The 17958-nt window shown below is 34.9% G+C and carries 17 protein-coding genes; 12 read left to right on the top strand and 5 right to left on the bottom strand.

The genetic code is table 11. The annotated features are described in order from the left end of the window. The first annotated feature begins 22 nt into the window (after positions 1-22). From GQ40_RS02885 to GQ40_RS02855, 7 genes are all read left to right on the top strand, one after another. Positions 23-541, top strand: coding sequence for a glutathione peroxidase (locus GQ40_RS02885; protein ID WP_052184319.1), 519 nt, complete (start codon positions 23-25; stop codon positions 539-541). A 5-nt stretch (positions 542-546) separates the two neighbouring features. Beyond that, positions 547-717, top strand: coding sequence for a Lacal_2735 family protein (locus GQ40_RS17540; protein WP_047545588.1), 171 nt, complete (start codon positions 547-549; stop codon positions 715-717). Position 718: 1 nt separating this feature from the next. After that, entirely contained in the window at positions 719-1180 is a 462-nt protein-coding gene (locus GQ40_RS02875; RefSeq protein WP_047545587.1) for a TspO/MBR family protein, read from the top strand. Between the two features lies 1 nt (position 1181). After that, positions 1182-1649: an SRPBCC family protein gene (locus GQ40_RS02870; RefSeq protein ID WP_047545586.1), complete on the top strand. Its 468-nt coding sequence runs from the start codon at positions 1182-1184 to the stop codon at positions 1647-1649. Positions 1650-1665: 16 nt separating this feature from the next. Next, positions 1666-2970 carry a cryptochrome/photolyase family protein gene (locus GQ40_RS02865; RefSeq protein WP_047545585.1) on the top strand — a complete coding sequence of 435 codons (1305 nt, stop codon included), beginning with the start codon at positions 1666-1668 and terminating at the stop codon, positions 2968-2970. Positions 2971-3346: 376 nt separating this feature from the next. Continuing rightward, the gene (locus GQ40_RS02860) at positions 3347-4579 is read left to right on the top strand and encodes an MFS transporter (RefSeq protein ID WP_052184126.1); all 1233 of its coding nucleotides are present in this window, start codon (positions 3347-3349) and stop codon (positions 4577-4579) included. Then, positions 4576-5553, top strand: a complete 978-nt coding sequence (locus tag GQ40_RS02855; protein WP_047545584.1) for a YpdA family putative bacillithiol disulfide reductase — start codon at positions 4576-4578, stop codon at positions 5551-5553. Before GQ40_RS02860 ends, GQ40_RS02855 begins: the two co-directional genes overlap by 4 nt. A 13-nt stretch (positions 5554-5566) precedes the next feature. On the opposite strand, the gene GQ40_RS02850 is transcribed toward GQ40_RS02855, so the two are convergent. Beyond that, positions 5567-7504: a CocE/NonD family hydrolase gene (locus GQ40_RS02850; protein WP_047545583.1), complete on the bottom strand. Its 1938-nt coding sequence runs from the start codon at positions 7502-7504 to the stop codon at positions 5567-5569. Positions 7505-7744: 240 nt separating this feature from the next. Here GQ40_RS02850 and GQ40_RS02845 point away from each other — a divergent pair, with 240 nt between their 5' ends. Beyond that, the gene (locus GQ40_RS02845; RefSeq protein ID WP_047545579.1) at positions 7745-8251 is read left to right on the top strand and encodes a hypothetical protein; all 507 of its coding nucleotides are present in this window, start codon (positions 7745-7747) and stop codon (positions 8249-8251) included. 38 nt (positions 8252-8289) lie between these two features. Here GQ40_RS02845 and GQ40_RS02840 read toward each other — a convergent pair whose 3' ends face one another. Continuing rightward, on the bottom strand, positions 8290-8733 hold the full coding sequence (locus tag GQ40_RS02840; RefSeq protein WP_047545576.1) for an Lrp/AsnC family transcriptional regulator: 444 nt from the start codon (positions 8731-8733) through the stop codon (positions 8290-8292). A 115-nt stretch (positions 8734-8848) separates the two neighbouring features. Between GQ40_RS02840 and GQ40_RS02835 the strand changes: the two genes are divergently transcribed. Beyond that, on the top strand, positions 8849-9244 hold the full coding sequence (locus GQ40_RS02835; protein ID WP_047545573.1) for a hypothetical protein: 396 nt from the start codon (positions 8849-8851) through the stop codon (positions 9242-9244). Between the two features lie 3 nt (positions 9245-9247). On the opposite strand, the gene GQ40_RS02830 is transcribed toward GQ40_RS02835, so the two are convergent. The 3 genes from GQ40_RS02830 to GQ40_RS02820 all read right to left on the bottom strand — a co-directional run bounded on the left by GQ40_RS02830 (position 9248) and on the right by GQ40_RS02820 (position 15575). Further along, positions 9248-10795, bottom strand: a complete 1548-nt coding sequence (locus GQ40_RS02830; RefSeq protein ID WP_047545572.1) for an alanine/glycine:cation symporter family protein — start codon at positions 10793-10795, stop codon at positions 9248-9250. Between the two features lie 93 nt (positions 10796-10888). Beyond that, complete coding sequence (locus GQ40_RS02825) at positions 10889-12007, bottom strand: helix-turn-helix transcriptional regulator (protein WP_047545571.1); 1119 nt, start codon at positions 12005-12007, stop codon at positions 10889-10891. A gap of 145 nt (positions 12008-12152) precedes the next feature. Continuing rightward, positions 12153-15575, bottom strand: coding sequence for a methylmalonyl-CoA mutase family protein (locus GQ40_RS02820; RefSeq protein WP_047545569.1), 3423 nt, complete (start codon positions 15573-15575; stop codon positions 12153-12155). 244 nt (positions 15576-15819) lie between these two features. Here GQ40_RS02820 and GQ40_RS02815 point away from each other — a divergent pair, with 244 nt between their 5' ends. From GQ40_RS02815 to GQ40_RS02805, 3 genes are all read left to right on the top strand, one after another. Further along, positions 15820-16527, top strand: coding sequence for a DUF4197 domain-containing protein (locus tag GQ40_RS02815; RefSeq protein ID WP_047545567.1), 708 nt, complete (start codon positions 15820-15822; stop codon positions 16525-16527). Then, complete coding sequence (locus GQ40_RS02810; RefSeq protein ID WP_047545565.1) at positions 16528-17496, top strand: carbohydrate kinase family protein; 969 nt, start codon at positions 16528-16530, stop codon at positions 17494-17496. 236 nt (positions 17497-17732) lie between these two features. Then, positions 17733-17933, top strand: a complete 201-nt coding sequence (locus tag GQ40_RS02805) for a Lacal_2735 family protein (protein ID WP_047545563.1) — start codon at positions 17733-17735, stop codon at positions 17931-17933. The last annotated feature ends 25 nt before the right edge of the window (positions 17934-17958 follow it).

Raw genomic sequence — 17958 nt, 5'->3', positions numbered from 1 at the left:
AATGAATCCGTTTAAAATATTTATGGCAACACTATTTTCAAAATCTAGTTCTTCGGAAAAACCAGACTATACTTCTATTTACGATATAGAAATCAATAGCCTAAATGGAAAACCATTATCACTTTCAGAATATAAAGGAAAATACATACTTTTTGTAAATGTCGCATCAAAATGTGGGTTCACACCTCAGTACAAAGATTTACAGGAACTTTATGACAAGTATGCTGATAAGCTGGTTGTTATTGGAGTACCTTGTAACCAATTTGGTGAGCAAGAACCTGGTAGTTCTAAAGATATAGAATCGTTTTGTGAAGTGAATTACGGTGTCACATTTCCTATTACCGAAAAAATAGATGTTAAAGGCTCTCAACAGCACCCATTATTTGAGTGGCTAACCCAAAAGCGAAAAAATGGAGTAAGCGATTCTAAAGTAAAATGGAATTTTCAAAAATATCTAGTTGGTCCAACAGGACAGTTCATTGATTACTATTACTCAATGACACTACCAACAAATTCTAAAATCACTAAACACATCAAATAGACATTATGTTCAATTTATTCAAAAAGACCAGTGAGGTTGAGAAACTTCAGAAAAAATACGAAAAGCTCATGAAAGAGTGGCATGCATTATCAACTACCAATAGAAGCGAAAGTGATAAAAAATATGCTGAAGCTCAAAAAATACAAGAGCAAATAGAACAGCTTCAAAAAAAATAAAATGAAGTTCTTAAAGCCATTTTTTGCTTTTCTTATCATCAATTTTGGTGCATTGGGTATTGGCAGCCTGCTCATGGCAGATGGTCCAAAAGGAGAATGGTATTTACAACTTAATAAAGCACCTTGGACGCCAGATGGCTGGGTCTTTGGCGCAGCCTGGACGCTCATTATGATTTACTTTTCAATATATATGGCGTTTTTATATGTAAAGAGACCAACCAAAAAAGTCATAACCCTCTTTACTTTACAATTTGTACTAAATGTCCTTTGGAATTTTTTATTCTTCAACCAAAAATTAATTGAGGTTGCACTGGCAAACATTGTACTGCTCACTATTGTTGTAGCAGCAATGTTATTCACATACACTAAAGACTTGAAAGTCAAATCTTTTCTTATCCTACCCTATTTGATTTGGCTTTGCATTGCCACATCACTAAACCTCTATATTTTACTCTATAATTGATATGAAAATTTACACCTTACATAAAAAACAAAACTTACCAATTTCTATTGAAACTGCTTGGGAATTTCTTTCAGATCCTAAAAATTTAAAAACTATTACGCCAGATTATATGGGATTTCATATCTTGTCTGGAGCAGATCGTCCAATGTTTGCAGGTCAAATAATTCAGTATATTGTAACTCCAGTTTTAGGAATAAAAACCAAATGGGTTACAGAAATCACACATAGTGTTGACCATAAATACTTTGTAGATGAGCAACGTTTTGGACCATATGCTCTATGGCACCACAAGCATTTTATAAAAGAAATTGATGGTGGTGTAGAAATGGAAGACATCATAGATTATAAGGTTCCCTTCGGAATTTTAGGACAACTCGTTCATCCAATCATTGTAAAACCAAAATTGGAAGAGATTTTTAATTACCGTACTAAAAAACTTGAAGAATTATTTGGGACTTATAAAAAATAGACATTAAACTTTTAAAATGAAACAACCCTTAAATATATTCTGGTTTAGACGTGATTTACGCTTAGATGATAATATAGGTTTCTTCGAAGCGCTAAGGAGCGAACATCCAGTTTTGCCCATATTCATTTTTGACTCTGAAATATTGGACCAACTCCCAGAAGATGACGCACGAGTCAATTTTATTTATGATACACTCCAAAAAATGCGCTCTAACCTTCAAGACGAACGTGATAGCAGCATCGCTATGTATCATGGCAAACCATTAGACATTTACAAAAAATTGGTCGAGGATTACGACATAAACACTGTGTTTACAAATCATGATTATGAGCCTTACGCCAGAGAACGTGATAAAGAAATCAAAAGCTTTTTAAAAGATCACGATATTGATTTTAAAACCTTTAAAGATCAAGTTATTTTTGAAAAGGACGAAGTCGTCAAAAAAGATGGAGACCCTTATGTAGTTTACACACCCTACATGAAAGTATGGAAAGAAAACTTTAAGGATTATGATTTAAAAATATATTATACCAATGATTATCTAGATAATTTGGTCAAAAATACACGTTTACCAAATTTAGATTTAGCTGAAATTGGCTTCAAAAAATCAAGTCAGCAAATTGAAGAATATACTGTAACTCCCACCCTAATACAAGAGTATGAAGACACTAGAAATTTTCCAGCAAAAGACTCGACATCAAGATTGGGTCCGCATTTGCGTTTTGGAACTGTAAGTGTTCGTAAAATGGTAAAAAAAGCCATTGCAGAAAAAAATGAAATCTTTTGGCAAGAATTGATTTGGAGGGAATTTTTTATGCAAATTCTGTGGCATTATCCTGATACAACCAAAGAATCCTTTAAATCAAAATATGACCGAATTGAATGGCGAAACAACGAAGACGAATTTAAAAAATGGTGCGAAGGTAAAACGGGATATCCATTTGTAGATGCAGGAATGCGACAGCTCAATCAAACAGGATTTATGCACAATCGCGTTCGTATGTTGGTTGGTAGTTTTCTTTGCAAACACCTATTGATTGATTGGCGTTGGGGAGAAGCTTATTTTGCTGAAAAACTCCATGATTATGAAATGTCCAGCAATGTTGGTAATTGGCAATGGGTTGCTGGCTCTGGTGTTGATGCAGCTCCTTATTTCAGGATCTTTAATCCTACAACACAAATTGATAAATTTGATAAAGACAGAACGTACATTAAAAAATTCGTTCCAGAATTTGATACTGATGATTATCCTGAAAAAATGGTAGATCACAAAGAAGCTAGAGAACGTTGTTTAAAAGTTTATAAAGAAGCTGTGAGTTAAAAGATTCGTTATAGTTTTCTAAAAACAAATGGATTATATTTTAGTAATGAGCAACTTATAAATTTTTAAATGCTCATCTTTTAAAAAAATTTTCCTAAATTTACTCCACTAAATAATTTTAGGCAATGAAAAAATTAGTCGTAACATATATTAAAAGACAGACCTCTTCTCGCAAGAGTCGGACTTTAAATGTGCTATGATTTAATAATTATTTAACCAATCAATCATAAAAAGTCCGACGTCAATGTCGGACTTTTTACATATAATGCGTTTCCAAGATCAAAAGTTTATGAATAAAATTATGCTCGCCATAAAACGCTTAATTAAAAGATTAGGATTTTAAAGTGAGCCATTTTCCGAAGAAAAAATAACCAGAATGATAAAGCTCTATAAAAATTACATAAACACCTTTAAAGGTCTCTCTCAAGAAATCTGGTGGCTTGCGCTTATAACTTTAATAAATCGTGCAGGCACTATGGTAATCCCTTTTTTATCATTGTATTTAAAAGAAGATCTTAATTTTAGTATAAGTGATGTGGGCTGGATCATGACTGCGTTTGGACTAGGGTCTGTTGCTGGCTCATGGCTTGGTGGAAAATTAACCGATAAAATTGGCTACTACAAAGTGATGGTTAGAAGTCTATTGAGTACAGGTTTTCTATTTATACTGTTACAGTTCTTAAATACGTTTGCATCCATTTGCATTGGTATTTTTTTGGTGATGCTAGTAGCAGATACCTTTAGACCAGCAATGTTTGTCGCCTTAAACGCCTATAGCAAACCAGAAAATAAAATTAGATCATTGACCTTGATTCGTTTAGCGATTAATTTAGGTTTTTCGGCAGGTCCAGCAATTGGCGGATTGATTATTACAGGTTTGAGCTATTCAGGATTGTTTTGGGTAGATGGCATTACGTGCATTATTGCAACCTTGGTAATGATTAAGGTTTTAAATCCTAAAAAAGCTAAGATCATGGACGTTATAGAAAACAAGAATCCAGATTCTGCCTATAATGATAAAGCATTTTTAGTATTTTTAGTAGCGATGACCTTGTTCGGGATTGTATTTTTACAATATTTCTCAACGGTTACGATTTACTATAAAAACATTCATTATCTCACTGAATTTGAAATTGGTCTCCTTTTGGGAGGCAACGGTTTATTGATTTTTATTTTTGAAATGCCTCTCATTAAATGGCTGGAGCGTTCTAGATATTCAAAGTTATCGCTCATTTTCTTCGGAACAGTATTAACGGGATTGAGCATTCTCATCTTAAATCTAACAGGTTGGACTGGCATTTTAATTATTGGAATGTTACTCATGACGCTTGGCGAAATGATCGCCTTTCCATTCTCAAATTCATTTGCGGTAGATCGGGCAAAAAAAGGGAATCAAGGCGAATATATGGCACTTTATTCTATATCTTTTTCAATAGGTCATATCTTTGGCCATAACGCAGGCTTGCAAATGTCAGCAACGATTGGCTACGATAATACTTGGTATATTGTAACCGCAATTGCCTTTGCAGCTGCCATAATTTTATTTATATTAAATAATTATTTAAAACTGAAAACACCAATAAATACCATAAGTCCCTTAACAAAATGATAAAATTAGATGTATTGATTATTGGAGCTGGACCAATTGGTATTGCTTGTGCTCTAGAGTGTAAAAAGCGCAATTGGGATTATGCTGTAATAGAAAAAGGAGCCCTAACAAATTCACTATTTAACTATCCGCTGAACATGACTTTTTTTTCTACTTCGGAAAAATTAGAAATCGATGATGTTCCCTTTATAAGCAATAATCCCAAACCAACAAGAAATGAAGCTTTAGAATATTACCGAAGAGTAACCACTTCAAACCAATTGAAAATTAATCTTTATGAGACTATAATTTCCGTAGAAAAAACTGAAGATCATTTTAAGGTTACGTCTAACAAAAAAGAATACAAAGCACAAAAAGTCATTATCTCCACAGGATTTTACGATATTCCTAATATGCTTAATGTGAGTGGTGAAGATTTACCGAAAGTGATGCATTACTATAAAGAAGCACATCCTTTTACATTGCAGGATGTTGCAGTGATTGGAGCAAGTAATTCATCGGTGGATGCTGCTCTTGAAATTTATCGCAAAGGCGGAAATGTAACAATGGTCATTAGAGGTGAATCTATTGGAGAACGCGTAAAATACTGGGTAAGACCAGATATTATAAACCGTATTGAAGAAGGCAGTATCAAAGCCTATTTCAATTCTGAAGTGAAGGAAATTTTAGACGATAAAATCATCATCCAAACGCCAAATGGTTCTAAAACCATTTCTAATGATTATGTTGTGGCTCTTACAGGCTATCGACCAAATTTCAAGTTTTTAGCAAAAGTAGGAGTTCAATTTTCCGAAGATGAAAAACACATACCAAATTACAATCCAGACACGATGGAAACCAATATTAAAGGTTTATATCTTGCTGGTGTGATTTGTGGCGGAATGGAAACTCATAAATGGTTTATAGAAAACTCCAGAGTTCACGCAAAAATGATTGCTCGACATATTGAAAGTCTTGAAATTTTTAAATCGTAAACTCAAAATTCAACTATTTCAAAACCGAAAACTCAATCTTAGAATCGTTAAAAACCGTATGCGTTTGATTTTGAAAATCGCTCTCTTTTGCCTTATAAATATTTGGTACGAACGTTTGCGGATTCAAATCAATCAACGGAAACCAAGTACTCTGCACTTGCACTTGTAATTTGTGCCCCTTTTTAAAGGTATGGTGCACATCTTGTAATTTGATGTTCACCTCTGTGGGCTTGTTTGGCACAAAAGGTTCTGGGTTTTCAAAGCTGTTTCTAAAACGTCCTCGCATCACTTCACTCCTCACCATTAAATGATAATTACTCATTTTTAAATGATCTTGCATACCTTCCTCCTGCTCTTCTGCATCTGCGGGATGTACATCAATAATCTTAACTACCCAATCGGCATCTGTACCAGTAGTCGCGACGTTTAATTTAGCCATAATATCACCAGCAAGCGTAAAATCTTCGTCTAAAACATCAGTCTCAAACACCAGCACATCTGGACGTCGCGCTGCAAAACGTTGATCGTCGGTCATATATTTTCTTGGTGTGAATACGGTTTTTATATCTTCGGAATATGGTACAGGGCGTTTCAAATCACTCACAAAAACTTCTTTTGTGTTTCCATTTTTTGACGTATTTAGCTCTTGGTTGGCATTTAGATACATCGTTTCTGTTGTGACGCCTTTTGGTGGCCAAGCCTCAAAACTACTCCATTCCTTTTTACCAGAATCATAAACATATGCTTCTGGCAAACCAGAGTTTTTATCACCAGTTCCTTTTAAGAAATGGTTAAAGAATTTAGTCTCAACATCACGCTGAAAATTGAGCGAAATAGAATCTCCAAAGAAATAATTACCAACGTAATTCTTCACATCTGTTCTTGCCCAACGACCGTGATCCCAAGGTCCAAAAACCATAGTGTTGTAATTTTCTGGATTATTTTTTTCTATCGTTTTATAGGTTTCAAAAGGACCGTAAAGATCTTCCGCATCAAATAAACCACCAACAATCATCGTAGCTACGCTTGGTTTTATATCCTTTAAATTTTGGATCAAACCTTTTGGTTTCCAAACAGAATCGTAGTTTGGGTGCTCAACAATTTCTTTCCAAAAGATATCGTCAATTCTATTGGATTGCGAAACCGATTGATCATCTGGTGTATCATACTGGAAATACTCGTTCAAATTACTTAAAGGTCCAGCATCCAAGAAAAATTGGTACTGATCTTGGGTCTTCATTTCTGGGAACTTGTACCAAGCAGAATCTGTTGGTTGATCTTTTGTCGTTCCAAATAAAGACACTGCTCTAAAATAACTCAGTAAAAAAGCACCATTGTGATGGAAGTCATCAAAAAAGAAGTCTCCAATACAAGCTTGAGGCGACGCTGCCTTTAAAGCGGGATGCGCATCTATTGTTGAGTATGTAGCATAAAAACCAGGATAAGAAATCCCCCAAGTACCAACATTCCCATTATTGTTCTCAACGTTATTCACCAACCATTCAATGGTATCGTATGTATCTGACGATTCGTCAATTTGAGAATCATCGGTTTTATTGGGAATATACGCTCGCATATTATCATAAACACCCTCACTCATCCAGCGTCCGCGAACATCTTGATACACCACAATATTACCTTCTTTCATTAAATGAGCATTTGGACCAATCTTAGTCTTAAACTCATTTTCGCCATAAGGTTGACAGCTATACGGTGTTCGCATCATTAAAATAGGATATTTTTGACTCGTATCCTTTGGCGAATAAATGGTGGTGTGCAACTTAATACCATCACGCATTTCTATGGTGACTTCTTTTTTTGTGTAATTATCTTTAACGTAAGTGTCTTCTACTTCTTCTTCTTCTTCGGAAATTGGCCTGTCTTTATTCGTTTTTGAACACGATGTAAATACTAGGCTTAAAATAATAATCAATCTAAAAAGATGTTTCATGTTTGGTAGTACTAAAAATTGAATGACTAAATTTACAAAAACTTATAGCTATATGATGCAATTGAAATAGATACATTTTATTTGAATGATAGCGTTTTTGTTTTCAGGTTGTAAAACACAGAACGATAATGCATTGGAGCAGCAAATTTCCGAAGAAAAAAAACGGATGTAGTTTGTTATTTATATGGAAGATGACGAAAAATAACGACTATATTTAATTATGGATTAATTACTAATCATATGGAGAACATAGAAGAATTACCATTATATATAAAAGCATTAGAGTTGCAGAAACTCGTGGAGACCATTATGGAAGTTGTTGCAGATTCTGAACTACTCTACGAAACCGATGAAGAAGGTTTGCTTATAGAACAGAGCATTAATTTTTTACTTGAAAACTCACTTATCATCCCTGTGACGCTTAAAAGTGCTTATGACGAGGATGCAGTTTACGATGTAAAAATGGAATGTGCCACTCTTATTAGAAAAGCAGGTATTGAACTTACTGTAGATGCTGATAATCTAGAAGATTTTGGCTTTAAACATGTAGAATATCTTGATATCCTACAAAATGAGATTGATGAATTTAGGGTTCTTTTTGCAGAATGGGTAAAAACTATTGACCCTAGTGATTATACCATTGATAGATGGGGACTTTTCAATCCGCCAGGAATTAATTATGACGATTATGATCCTGATGATGATGACTTCCCTTTTGGGACTAATGATCTTTTTGGTGATGACTAATCCTGAAACTATACGTCCTTAAACTTATTAAGTAACAATTATTTAAGTGGTTTTACTTCATTATGCTTTATAACGTGTGACAGCACAATTTGTGTTTTTGTCTCTCCGTAAACAATAAGTTGATCGATGAACGCCTCCAAGTGTTTTTGATTTTTAAGAACCACTTCCATTACAATATTTTCATTTCCAGTAATACGATAGCAATTGATAACCTCATCGTAAGTTTTTACTTTTTCCAAAAAAGGTTTCAACATCCCCATAAACGCTCTCACTGTAATCAAGGCTTTTAATTGATAACCTACTTCAAAAGGAGAGATGAGTGTATTGTAGCTTTGAATAATTCCTGCATCTTCCATTTTTTTTATGCGTTCTGAAACTGCTGGAGAACTGATACCTACTTGTCTGCCAATTTCCGCATTTGACAGCCTGGCGTTACGTTGAAGACATTTCAGGATATTCCAATTTAAATTATCGATATTCATTTAAAGTAAATTAAAAATATAAGTTAATAATTAAACCAAATATACATATTTACTTTAAAATTTAAAGCTAAAAATGATTAGTTGTCACTAAATTTGTTACTATTGGTTTTAGAAAATGAATTATAATATCCCATCTCACTTATCTGAACTGCCTATATATCAAAAGGCTATGGATATTCTTGTGCTTTCAAGAAACATCTCTACGTACATCAATCAAGATTTATCCTATCTTGGAACTGATGGTGAAGAAGATGCAGATATCTATTTTTCTGGAGATATTATACAGCAGTCAGAATCTTTAGTTCCTGAAATTGAGAAAGCACAGGCAGAGCGATTTTCAGAAAAAAAACATAAGCATCTAGCATCTTTAGAACGTTTGACACATCGTTTGCACTTAAACTGTAACCGTTTACAGGATTGCAATAGTAACGGAAAGGATTATTTGCCTATCCTCCAAAGTGAACTTAAAAAATTCAAGCGTTTACAACGCAGTTGGATGATGACGCTGTAAATATTAATTCCATTTTTTCTTAATAATTGCTTTGTAGCGCAATAGCTCATCCAAGACTTTTTTCCGAAGTAAAAATAATCCAATCATATTGGGAACTAGCATTGCAAATATCATGGCATCGCTAAAATCCATGACTGCGGTTAAGGTAGCTGCTGCTCCAATAACGGTAAACACACAGAACATTAATTTATAAGTGTATTCTGTTTTTTTCCCTCTTCCGAAGAGGAAACTCCACGACTGGTATCCATAATAAGACCATGAAATCATTGATGAAAATGCGAATAAAATTACTGCAACCGTAAGTACATAAGGAAACCAGGAAATTTCACTCTCCAGAGCTGTAGAGGTTAAAATTACGCCTTGCTCGAAATCTATTGCTGCACTAGTATCTACTTGGCCTGTTATTATTAAAACTAGAGCTGTCATGGTACAAACGACAACCGTATCTATAAAAGGCTCCAAAAGAGCTACCAAACCTTCACTCGCTGGAAAATTTGTCTTCACTGCACTATGCGCAATTGAAGAGCTTCCAATACCTGCTTCATTACTAAATGCTGCGCGTTTAAACCCTTGTACGAGTACGCCAATAAATCCACCACCAATACTCTGCGGACTAAAAGCTCCATCCCAAATGGCTGCAAATGCCTCAGGAATTTTCGAAAAATTCATACCAAGAATCGTTAAAACAGCCAAAAGATATACAATGACCATTAAGGGCACCACTTTATCTGTCACCTTCGCAATTTTCTTGATACCTCCAATGATTACGATACCGACAAGGATTGCCATGACGATTCCGAAGATCCAACCTTTTCCGAAGATAAAACTTTGCTCGCCACCTGTCACATATTCAAAGAGTTTAAAAGCTTGATTAACCTGAAACATATTGCCACCTCCAAAGGAGCCTCCAATACACATAATAGCAAACGCAACTGCTAAAACTTTACCCAACTTGCCAAGACCTTTCTCTTTGAGTCCTTTTTTTAGATAGTACATCGGCCCTCCGTAAATCGTTCCGTTGGCATCGATTTCACGATATTTAACTCCTAAAGTACATTCTACAAATTTTGAAGACATGCCCAAAAGACCTGCAAGTACCATCCAAAGCGTAGCGCCTGCTCCACCAATAGATAAAGCGATAGCAACTCCAGCAATATTACCCAGTCCAACAGTTGCTGAAACTGCTGCTGTTAACGCCTGAAAATGACTGACCTCACCTTCGCCATGCCCTTCAACTCTTATTGTGTCTGGATTATCACCATCTATAGTTGATACAGCATTAGAGACCGTTATTTTTCCTTGAGTCTCTAAATCATCATAATTACCTTTTACAACCTTAATGGCTGTTAAAAATTCTCTGACATTTACAAGCTTAAAATAGAAGGTAAAATAACCCGCTCCCAGAATAAGAACGATCACCACCCACGGAATGCCAACATTCTCTGTGATTGGGATTTCAGCTAACACAGCATCAACAAACCATTTGGTTGCATTGCTAAATTGTAAATTGATTTGTTCGTCTAAAGATTGATTTTGAATAAGAGTAAGCATGTTTTAAAGTTTTTGGCAAGTTGCTTAAACACCTCAATACATCATAGGTTACGCAGTGTTGGTTTTTTAATCGCACACTACTTAACCATATACTTAACCATCTATTTTCACACTCACAAAAGACATAAGATCATGTTCTTTTGCATAAGCGATCAATTGTTCTTTACCCTCGTTACCTTTGATATTGAGCATCTTTTTAATTTGGTGGATATGGGTTTGAAAACCATCAACACTAATATGCATCGCTTCAGCAATTTCGGTGTAGGATTTGTCGTGTCCAAGAAGCGCTAGATTTGCCAAAACCTCTTTTTGTCGGTCAGAGAGTTGGATATCGCTCAGTTGTTTGAGCGTTTGTAATTCAATTTTCATGCTTTTAATCGTATCCAAATGGCTTTCATTTGCCAAAGTCAAATTATCAATGGTAGTTCGTAACTTCATTTTTTCTTCGGAAAGTGTCTCAACCATTGACTGCTGGACTTCTTTTTCTGAAAGGAATTTCCAACTATACAATAAAATTGAAAAAAGCAGAATAAATAAAAACTTGAACGAAATTGAAGTGATACTTCCAGCCAACATCCAGAATTTCTGATCAATCACTTGAACAACTTGATCTTGCGGAATAATACGATGACAAACCGCAATAATAATCAATGCAAATAATGTAAATGTTGGTAAATACATAAATTTCATTTGTCTGCTTTTAAATGCTTTATTAAGTTCATAAAGCAAAGACAATGCAACAAATATGGAGATTGGAATATCGATTAACCATATAAAATTATTGCTGATTTCTGTATTATTATAAGATGTTGCAATAAATACAAAAGCGATCATACCTAATACTCCAGAAAACAACCCGATAAATTCACGAGTAGAAAACCGCTGTATCAATCTTACAATTAAACCTCTAGTTTTATTATGCTCGATAGAAGGTAGGGATAATAGAATACAAAGAGAATTAGCTAGTGATATTAAAACTCCTGTATAAATTAAAATTTTATGACTTGTTGAAAATTCTAATAATTCAGTATAAACTAAATTTAAAACAGCTCCCAATCCCCAAACAAAAATGGCAAGCCCAAACCATTTGATGCCATTTATAGCTTGAATGTTTGATCCGCGATTTTGTTCCTTTATAAAAATTCGCTGGATTACTATTGCTGAAATTAAACAGACAATCGCAGTAACGCTATATTCTATAATGGAGAGCATACTATTAGGTTTGAAATATTAAATATAGAAAAATCCCTCGATGAAAAGGGATTTTTCTAATTTGTTATTTTTTTTTAAATTTCAAAAACGAGTTTGGGATAAGCGATTCACACACTTTTCGAAAAAACGAAAAGTGGTTCTCTGCTTACATGTTTCTACGATATTGACCTCCTACTTCAAATAAAGCACTCGTAATTTCTCCTAAAGAACAGACTTTACAAACCTCCATTAAGGACTCAAAAATGTTTTCATTATTGATGGCTTTGTGCTGTAAATCGTTCAATAATTGATCTGTGTCGTTACCTTTATGAAGGTTTTCTAACGTTTTAATCTGGAGTTGTTTTTCTTCTTCAGTAGCACGAATGACTTCCGCAGGTAAAACTGTTGGAGATCCTGTACTGCTTAAAAACGTATTTACTCCTATAATGGGAAATTCGCCATTATGCTTTAACGTTTCATAATACAAACTTTCTTCTTGGATTTTACTACGTTGGTACATGGTTTCCATTGCTCCTAAAACGCCTCCTCTTTCTGTGATTCTATCAAATTCCAATAATACTGCTTCTTCAACTAAGTCGGTTAACTCTTCGATTATGAATGAGCCTTGAATTGGATTTTCATTTTTATTCAGTCCTAATTCCTTATTGATAATCAACTGGATTGCCATTGCTCGACGTACAGATTCTTCCGTAGGTGTGGTTATCGCTTCGTCATAAGCGTTGGTGTGCAATGAGTTACAATTGTCATAAATCGCATACAGCGCTTGAAGCGTGGTGCGGATGTCATTAAAGTCAATTTCCTGTGCGTGCAGACTTCGACCTGAGGTTTGAATATGATATTTCAACATTTGCGCTCTAGAGTTGGCGCCATATTTATTTTTAAGTGCTTTAGACCAGATTTTTCTCGCTACTCGACCAATTACAGCGTATTCTGGATCAATTCCGTTGGAGAAAAAGAACGAAAGGTTTGGACCAAATTTATTGATGTCCATACCACGACTTAAATAATATTCTACGTACGTGAATCCGTTAGATAGTGTGAATGCCAATTGTGAAATTGGATTTGCTCCAGCTTCAGCAATATGATATCCAGAAATAGATACTGAATAGAAATTACGTACATTATTCTCGATGAAATATTCTTGAACGTCTCCCATTAATCGTAACGCAAATTCCGTAGAAAAAATACATGTGTTTTGTGCTTGATCTTCTTTTAAAATATCTGCTTGAACAGTACCACGAACTTGGGCGATTGTTTTTATTTTTATGTCTTCATAAGTTTCCTTCGGAAGGACTTGATCTCCTGTCACTCCAAGTAACATTAAGCCTAAACCGTTATTACCTTCAGGAAGTTCTCCATTATACTTTGGTCGATCAACACCCTTATCTTTATAAATTTTGACGATTTTATCTTCTACTCCTTTTTCAAGATTGTTTTCCTTGATGTACATTTCGCATTGCTGGTCAATGGCAGCATTCATAAAAAAGCCAAGCAACATTGGAGCTGGACCGTTAATGGTCATACTCACAGAAGTCATCACATTTGCCAAATCAAAACCAGAATAGAGTTTTTTGGCATCATCCAAACAGCAAATAGATACACCTGCGTTTCCTATTTTTCCGTAGATATCTGGTCTGTGATCTGGATCATTTCCGTAGAGCGTCACACTATCAAAAGCAGTGGATAAACGCTTAGCTGGCAATCCCATACTCACATAGTGAAAACGACGGTTGGTACGCTCTGGCCCACCTTCTCCTGCAAACATTCTCGCAGGATCCTCGCCTGTTCTCTTAAAAGGATACAATCCTGCTGTGAACGGGAATTCTCCTGGTACATTTTCTTGCAACGTCCAACGTAACAAATCTCCCCAAGCTTGATATTTTGGTAACGCTACTTTAGGGATTTGTGTATGTGAAAGTGACTCTGTATGAGTTTCTATTTTTATCTCTTTATCACGAACTTTAAATGAATAAATAGGGTTTTTATATTTGTTGACTTTCTCGTCCCAACCTGTGATCACTTCCCAATTGTATGGATCTAGGTTTAGTTTGACACGATCAAATTCTGAAATAAGCAGTTTAGAAAAGTCCTTATTGTCATCCTGAACTTGTTTCAGGATCTCATCATTAATTCCTGCTTTATCCAATTCTGGCGTACTCCCAACAACAGATTCAATTGTTTTATAAATGCCATAAAGTCTTTGGGCAACCTCAACTTGTTCATTTGCGGTTTTATCATAAGCACGGTTATTTTCTGCAATTTCAGATAGGTAACGCGTTCTCGCTGGCGGAATCACAAAAATCTTCTCGCTCATCTCATCGGAAATGTGAAATGTCGAGTTCAATTCCGTCTCCGTTTTTTCTACCAACTTATCCATAATGGCTTTGTAGAGCGTGTTCATTCCTGGATCGTTAAATTGCGAGGCAATCGTGCCAAAAACCGGTAACTGATCTTGAGGAATATCCCAAAGATTATTGTTACGCATATACTGCTTTTTCACATCGCGAAGTGCATCTAATGAACCACGTTTGTCAAATTTGTTGATGGCCACTAAATCTGCAAAATCGAGCATATCGATTTTTTCGAGTTGAGTTGCAGCTCCAAATTCTGGAGTCATTACATACAGAGACACGTCGCTGTGTTCTATAATCTCGGTATCACTTTGTCCGATACCTGAGGTTTCTAATATGATGAGATCAAATTCTGCAGCTTTTAAAACCTGTACTGCTTCATTGACATATTTTGATAATGCTAAATTAGATTGTCGTGTCGCCAAACTGCGCATATACACTCGTGGCGAGTTGATGGCATTCATACGAATACGATCTCCTAAAAGTGCGCCTCCTGTTTTTCGTTTTGATGGGTCTACGGAAACGATACCGATTGTTTTTTCAGGAAAATCAATTAAAAAACGACGAACTAATTCATCTACCAAACTCGATTTTCCTGCGCCTCCAGTTCCCGTAATTCCTAGAACTGGTGTTTTAGAATCTTTATTTTTAACGTGAATTTTGTCTAAAGTTGATTTTGCGACTTCCGGGAAATTTTCCGCAGAAGAAATGACGCGAGCTATCGCTTTTGGATTTTTCTTCGGAAGGTTGTCTATTTCACCATTTAGTGAATCTCCAATGGCAAAGTCTGATTTTTCTACCAAATCATTGATCATTCCCTGAAGTCCCATTTCTCTTCCGTCGTCTGGCGAGTAGATTCTGTCAATGCCATAATCCATGAGTTCTTTGATTTCCGAAGGTAAAATTACACCACCACCTCCACCGAAGATTTTGATGTGACCTGCTCCTTTTTCTTCCAATAAATCGTGCATGTATTTGAAATACTCATTATGTCCACCTTGGTAAGATGTCAAACAAATAGCGTTCACATCTTCTTGAATTGCTGTGTTTACAACTTCTTCAACGCTGCGGTCATGCCCTAAGTGGATGACCTCAACACCTGTTGCCTGGATGATGCGACGCATGATATTTATGGAGGCATCGTGGCCATCAAACAGTGATGCTGCGGTTACGATTCTAACTTTATGTTTTGGATTGTATGGTGCGACTTGCTTCATTCGTAAAATTATGAGATTTTGTAAGTACAAATTTACGGAATATTCAAAAAACATAAGTGTTTCCAAGAAAATATCTAAAAGTTAATTGAAGGATTCGATTTGAATAAGAGACGAAAAATTAAATTATTTAATTTAGGTAGATAAAAAAAATTATTATTTAATTATTACCAAAGACAGTATCAATCAAATAAAAAGCTATCATGAAGAAAATACATATATTTGTTAAACACAAAATCCCAAAAACATGATTCGTAAAGTCTTTACATTAATTTTATTGCTTAATCTTACCGCCTGTGCAGAACTTCAAGATGTAGTCAACAACTTACCTCAAGGAGGTGGTGTTTTGAGCAATGCAGATATTGCTTCTGGCCTACGACAAGCCCTGGACCTAGGGATTGACAAACAAGTGAGTAAGCTAACACAAACTGACGGATTCTATAAAAATGAATTAGTAAAGATTTTACTACCGGCAGAACTTCAAAAAGTTGATAAAGGATTAAGAGATATTGGTCTAGGCAACTTAGCAGATGAAGGTTTAAAAGTACTAAACAGAGCTGCCGAAGACGCTGTTGGCGAAGCAACGCCCATCTTTATCAATGCAGTAAAAGACATCACGTTTGCTGATGCAAAAAATATTTTATTAGGTAGCGATGATGCAGCAACCCAGTATCTAACAACCAAAACACAAACAGAACTTTATAATAAATTTCAACCCGTTATCAATAATTCGTTCTCTAAAGTTGGTGCAGATCAAATTTGGGCAAACTTGATAAACAAGTACAATGCTATTCCTTTTACAAGTAATGTAAATCCAAATCTTACAAATTATGTAACTGCGAAAGCGCTTAAAGGTGTTTATACAATGATTTCTGTTGAAGAGAAACAAATTAGAAATCAAGTATCATCTAGAACTACAGATTTATTGAGAAAAGTTTTCGCATTACAAGATTAGATGAATAAAGCACATAAAATAGCGGTAGTTGGCCCTATTCCGCATGACACAATTATCACTCATAAAAACGAAACTATCATAAAATATGGTTGCGTTTCCCATCCTACAGTTGCACTGGCAAAATTATTGGAAGGAAATGGAGAGGTGATCCCAATTGCGCACGTCCACAAAAAAGACCACAATGCCATACTATCCTTATTTAAGGATTATCAAGCGATAAATACAAATGGTATTACTTCGGAAAAAGATCAAGGCACAGTAATAGAGCTCAACTTTATTGATCAAAATAACAGAAGAGAGACCCAAATCTCCAATATGCATCCTATTTCCGTAGAAGATGTAAAACCATTTTTGGATGTTGATTGTTTTGTTTTTGTGCCCATCACAGATTTTGAAATCGAATTAGAAACCTTAAAACATATTAAAGCTAATAGTGAAGCTCAGATAATTTTTGATGCGCATGGGCAAACAACCTATGTTTCTAATGATGGTAGACGTCTACGAAAATATTGGGAAGACAAAGATGATTGGCTCCCGTACATTGATGTTTTAAAAATGAATTTGGAAGAATCCATCTGTTCTTGGATTGATGATGACTATACCGATGAAGATTTTTATGACGATGATAATATTGGTCATTTAGATGAGTTTGCAACTTACATCCTAGAAAAAGGTGTAAACTATCTATATGTGACTTTAGATTCTAGAGGTTGTGCAATCTATAAAATGAAAAATGGCAAAATGTCTAAAACATTCGTGAAATCTGTAGCTGTAGAAAATGTTATCGATACTACTGGATGCGGTGATTCTTTTGCTGGCGGTTTGGCCTTTGGATTTGCTATACATAACGACTCAGTAAAAGCTGCTCATTTTGCAAATACTCTTGGAGCCATGAGAACTCAGGGCAAAGGTTTTGACGTTTTTAAATCGTTGGCAGAAACCGAGGCAATAATTAAAAAGAATTACTAAGTACTTTCTTAATATTTTAAACTTAACAATCCTTAATGATTTCCTAATGTTAAGATAAGATTGAATCCTCAATAAAAATAGATATTTGCACAGTTAGTTTTAAATACATCCAAGCACTTTTTGGATTTAAAAAGTTAGTTTATAAAATCGGTCTTTTTCTTAGATCGATTTTTTTTTGTGATTTATAGTATTGAATTACAATTAATTAAGTACATTTATTTGACAATTATGATTTGATGGCTTACACTAAAAAAATTATTGAAAACCAAAAAATGCTCCTCTACAAGTATAAAGCACTTATAGAGCAAGCTTATAACCTTCGTCAAACAGACTCTGCTCTTAGTGACATATCAGAATATAAAGCTATTAAACTACTTTACAAGATTAATAAACTTAAATACCTTACTCGAGATCTAACGTCACTTCAAAAAAACTAAATCTTTACAATTATTTAACTTATCG

The sequence above is a fragment of the Psychroserpens sp. Hel_I_66 genome (assembly GCF_000799465.1).
Taxonomy (GTDB): domain Bacteria; phylum Bacteroidota; class Bacteroidia; order Flavobacteriales; family Flavobacteriaceae; genus Psychroserpens.
Note: the sequence above shows the minus strand (reverse complement) of the source record. Positions and strands in the feature narration are given on the sequence as shown.

Coding starts and splice junctions, on each gene's coding strand:
- GQ40_RS02885 (WP_052184319.1), top strand. CDS start 23: ATGGCAACACTATTTTCAAAATCTAGTTCTTCGGAAAAACCAGACTAT.
- GQ40_RS17540 (WP_047545588.1), top strand. CDS start 547: ATGTTCAATTTATTCAAAAAGACCAGTGAGGTTGAGAAACTTCAGAAA.
- GQ40_RS02875 (WP_047545587.1), top strand. CDS start 719: ATGAAGTTCTTAAAGCCATTTTTTGCTTTTCTTATCATCAATTTTGGT.
- GQ40_RS02870 (WP_047545586.1), top strand. CDS start 1,182: ATGAAAATTTACACCTTACATAAAAAACAAAACTTACCAATTTCTATT.
- GQ40_RS02865 (WP_047545585.1), top strand. CDS start 1,666: ATGAAACAACCCTTAAATATATTCTGGTTTAGACGTGATTTACGCTTA.
- GQ40_RS02860 (WP_052184126.1), top strand. CDS start 3,347: ATGATAAAGCTCTATAAAAATTACATAAACACCTTTAAAGGTCTCTCT.
- GQ40_RS02855 (WP_047545584.1), top strand. CDS start 4,576: ATGATAAAATTAGATGTATTGATTATTGGAGCTGGACCAATTGGTATT.
- GQ40_RS02850 (WP_047545583.1), bottom strand. CDS start 7,504: ATGAAACATCTTTTTAGATTGATTATTATTTTAAGCCTAGTATTTACA.
- GQ40_RS02845 (WP_047545579.1), top strand. CDS start 7,745: ATGGAGAACATAGAAGAATTACCATTATATATAAAAGCATTAGAGTTG.
- GQ40_RS02840 (WP_047545576.1), bottom strand. CDS start 8,733: ATGAATATCGATAATTTAAATTGGAATATCCTGAAATGTCTTCAACGT.
- GQ40_RS02835 (WP_047545573.1), top strand. CDS start 8,849: ATGAATTATAATATCCCATCTCACTTATCTGAACTGCCTATATATCAA.
- GQ40_RS02830 (WP_047545572.1), bottom strand. CDS start 10,795: ATGCTTACTCTTATTCAAAATCAATCTTTAGACGAACAAATCAATTTA.
- GQ40_RS02825 (WP_047545571.1), bottom strand. CDS start 12,007: ATGCTCTCCATTATAGAATATAGCGTTACTGCGATTGTCTGTTTAATT.
- GQ40_RS02820 (WP_047545569.1), bottom strand. CDS start 15,575: ATGAAGCAAGTCGCACCATACAATCCAAAACATAAAGTTAGAATCGTA.
- GQ40_RS02815 (WP_047545567.1), top strand. CDS start 15,820: ATGATTCGTAAAGTCTTTACATTAATTTTATTGCTTAATCTTACCGCC.
- GQ40_RS02810 (WP_047545565.1), top strand. CDS start 16,528: ATGAATAAAGCACATAAAATAGCGGTAGTTGGCCCTATTCCGCATGAC.
- GQ40_RS02805 (WP_047545563.1), top strand. CDS start 17,733: ATGGCTTACACTAAAAAAATTATTGAAAACCAAAAAATGCTCCTCTAC.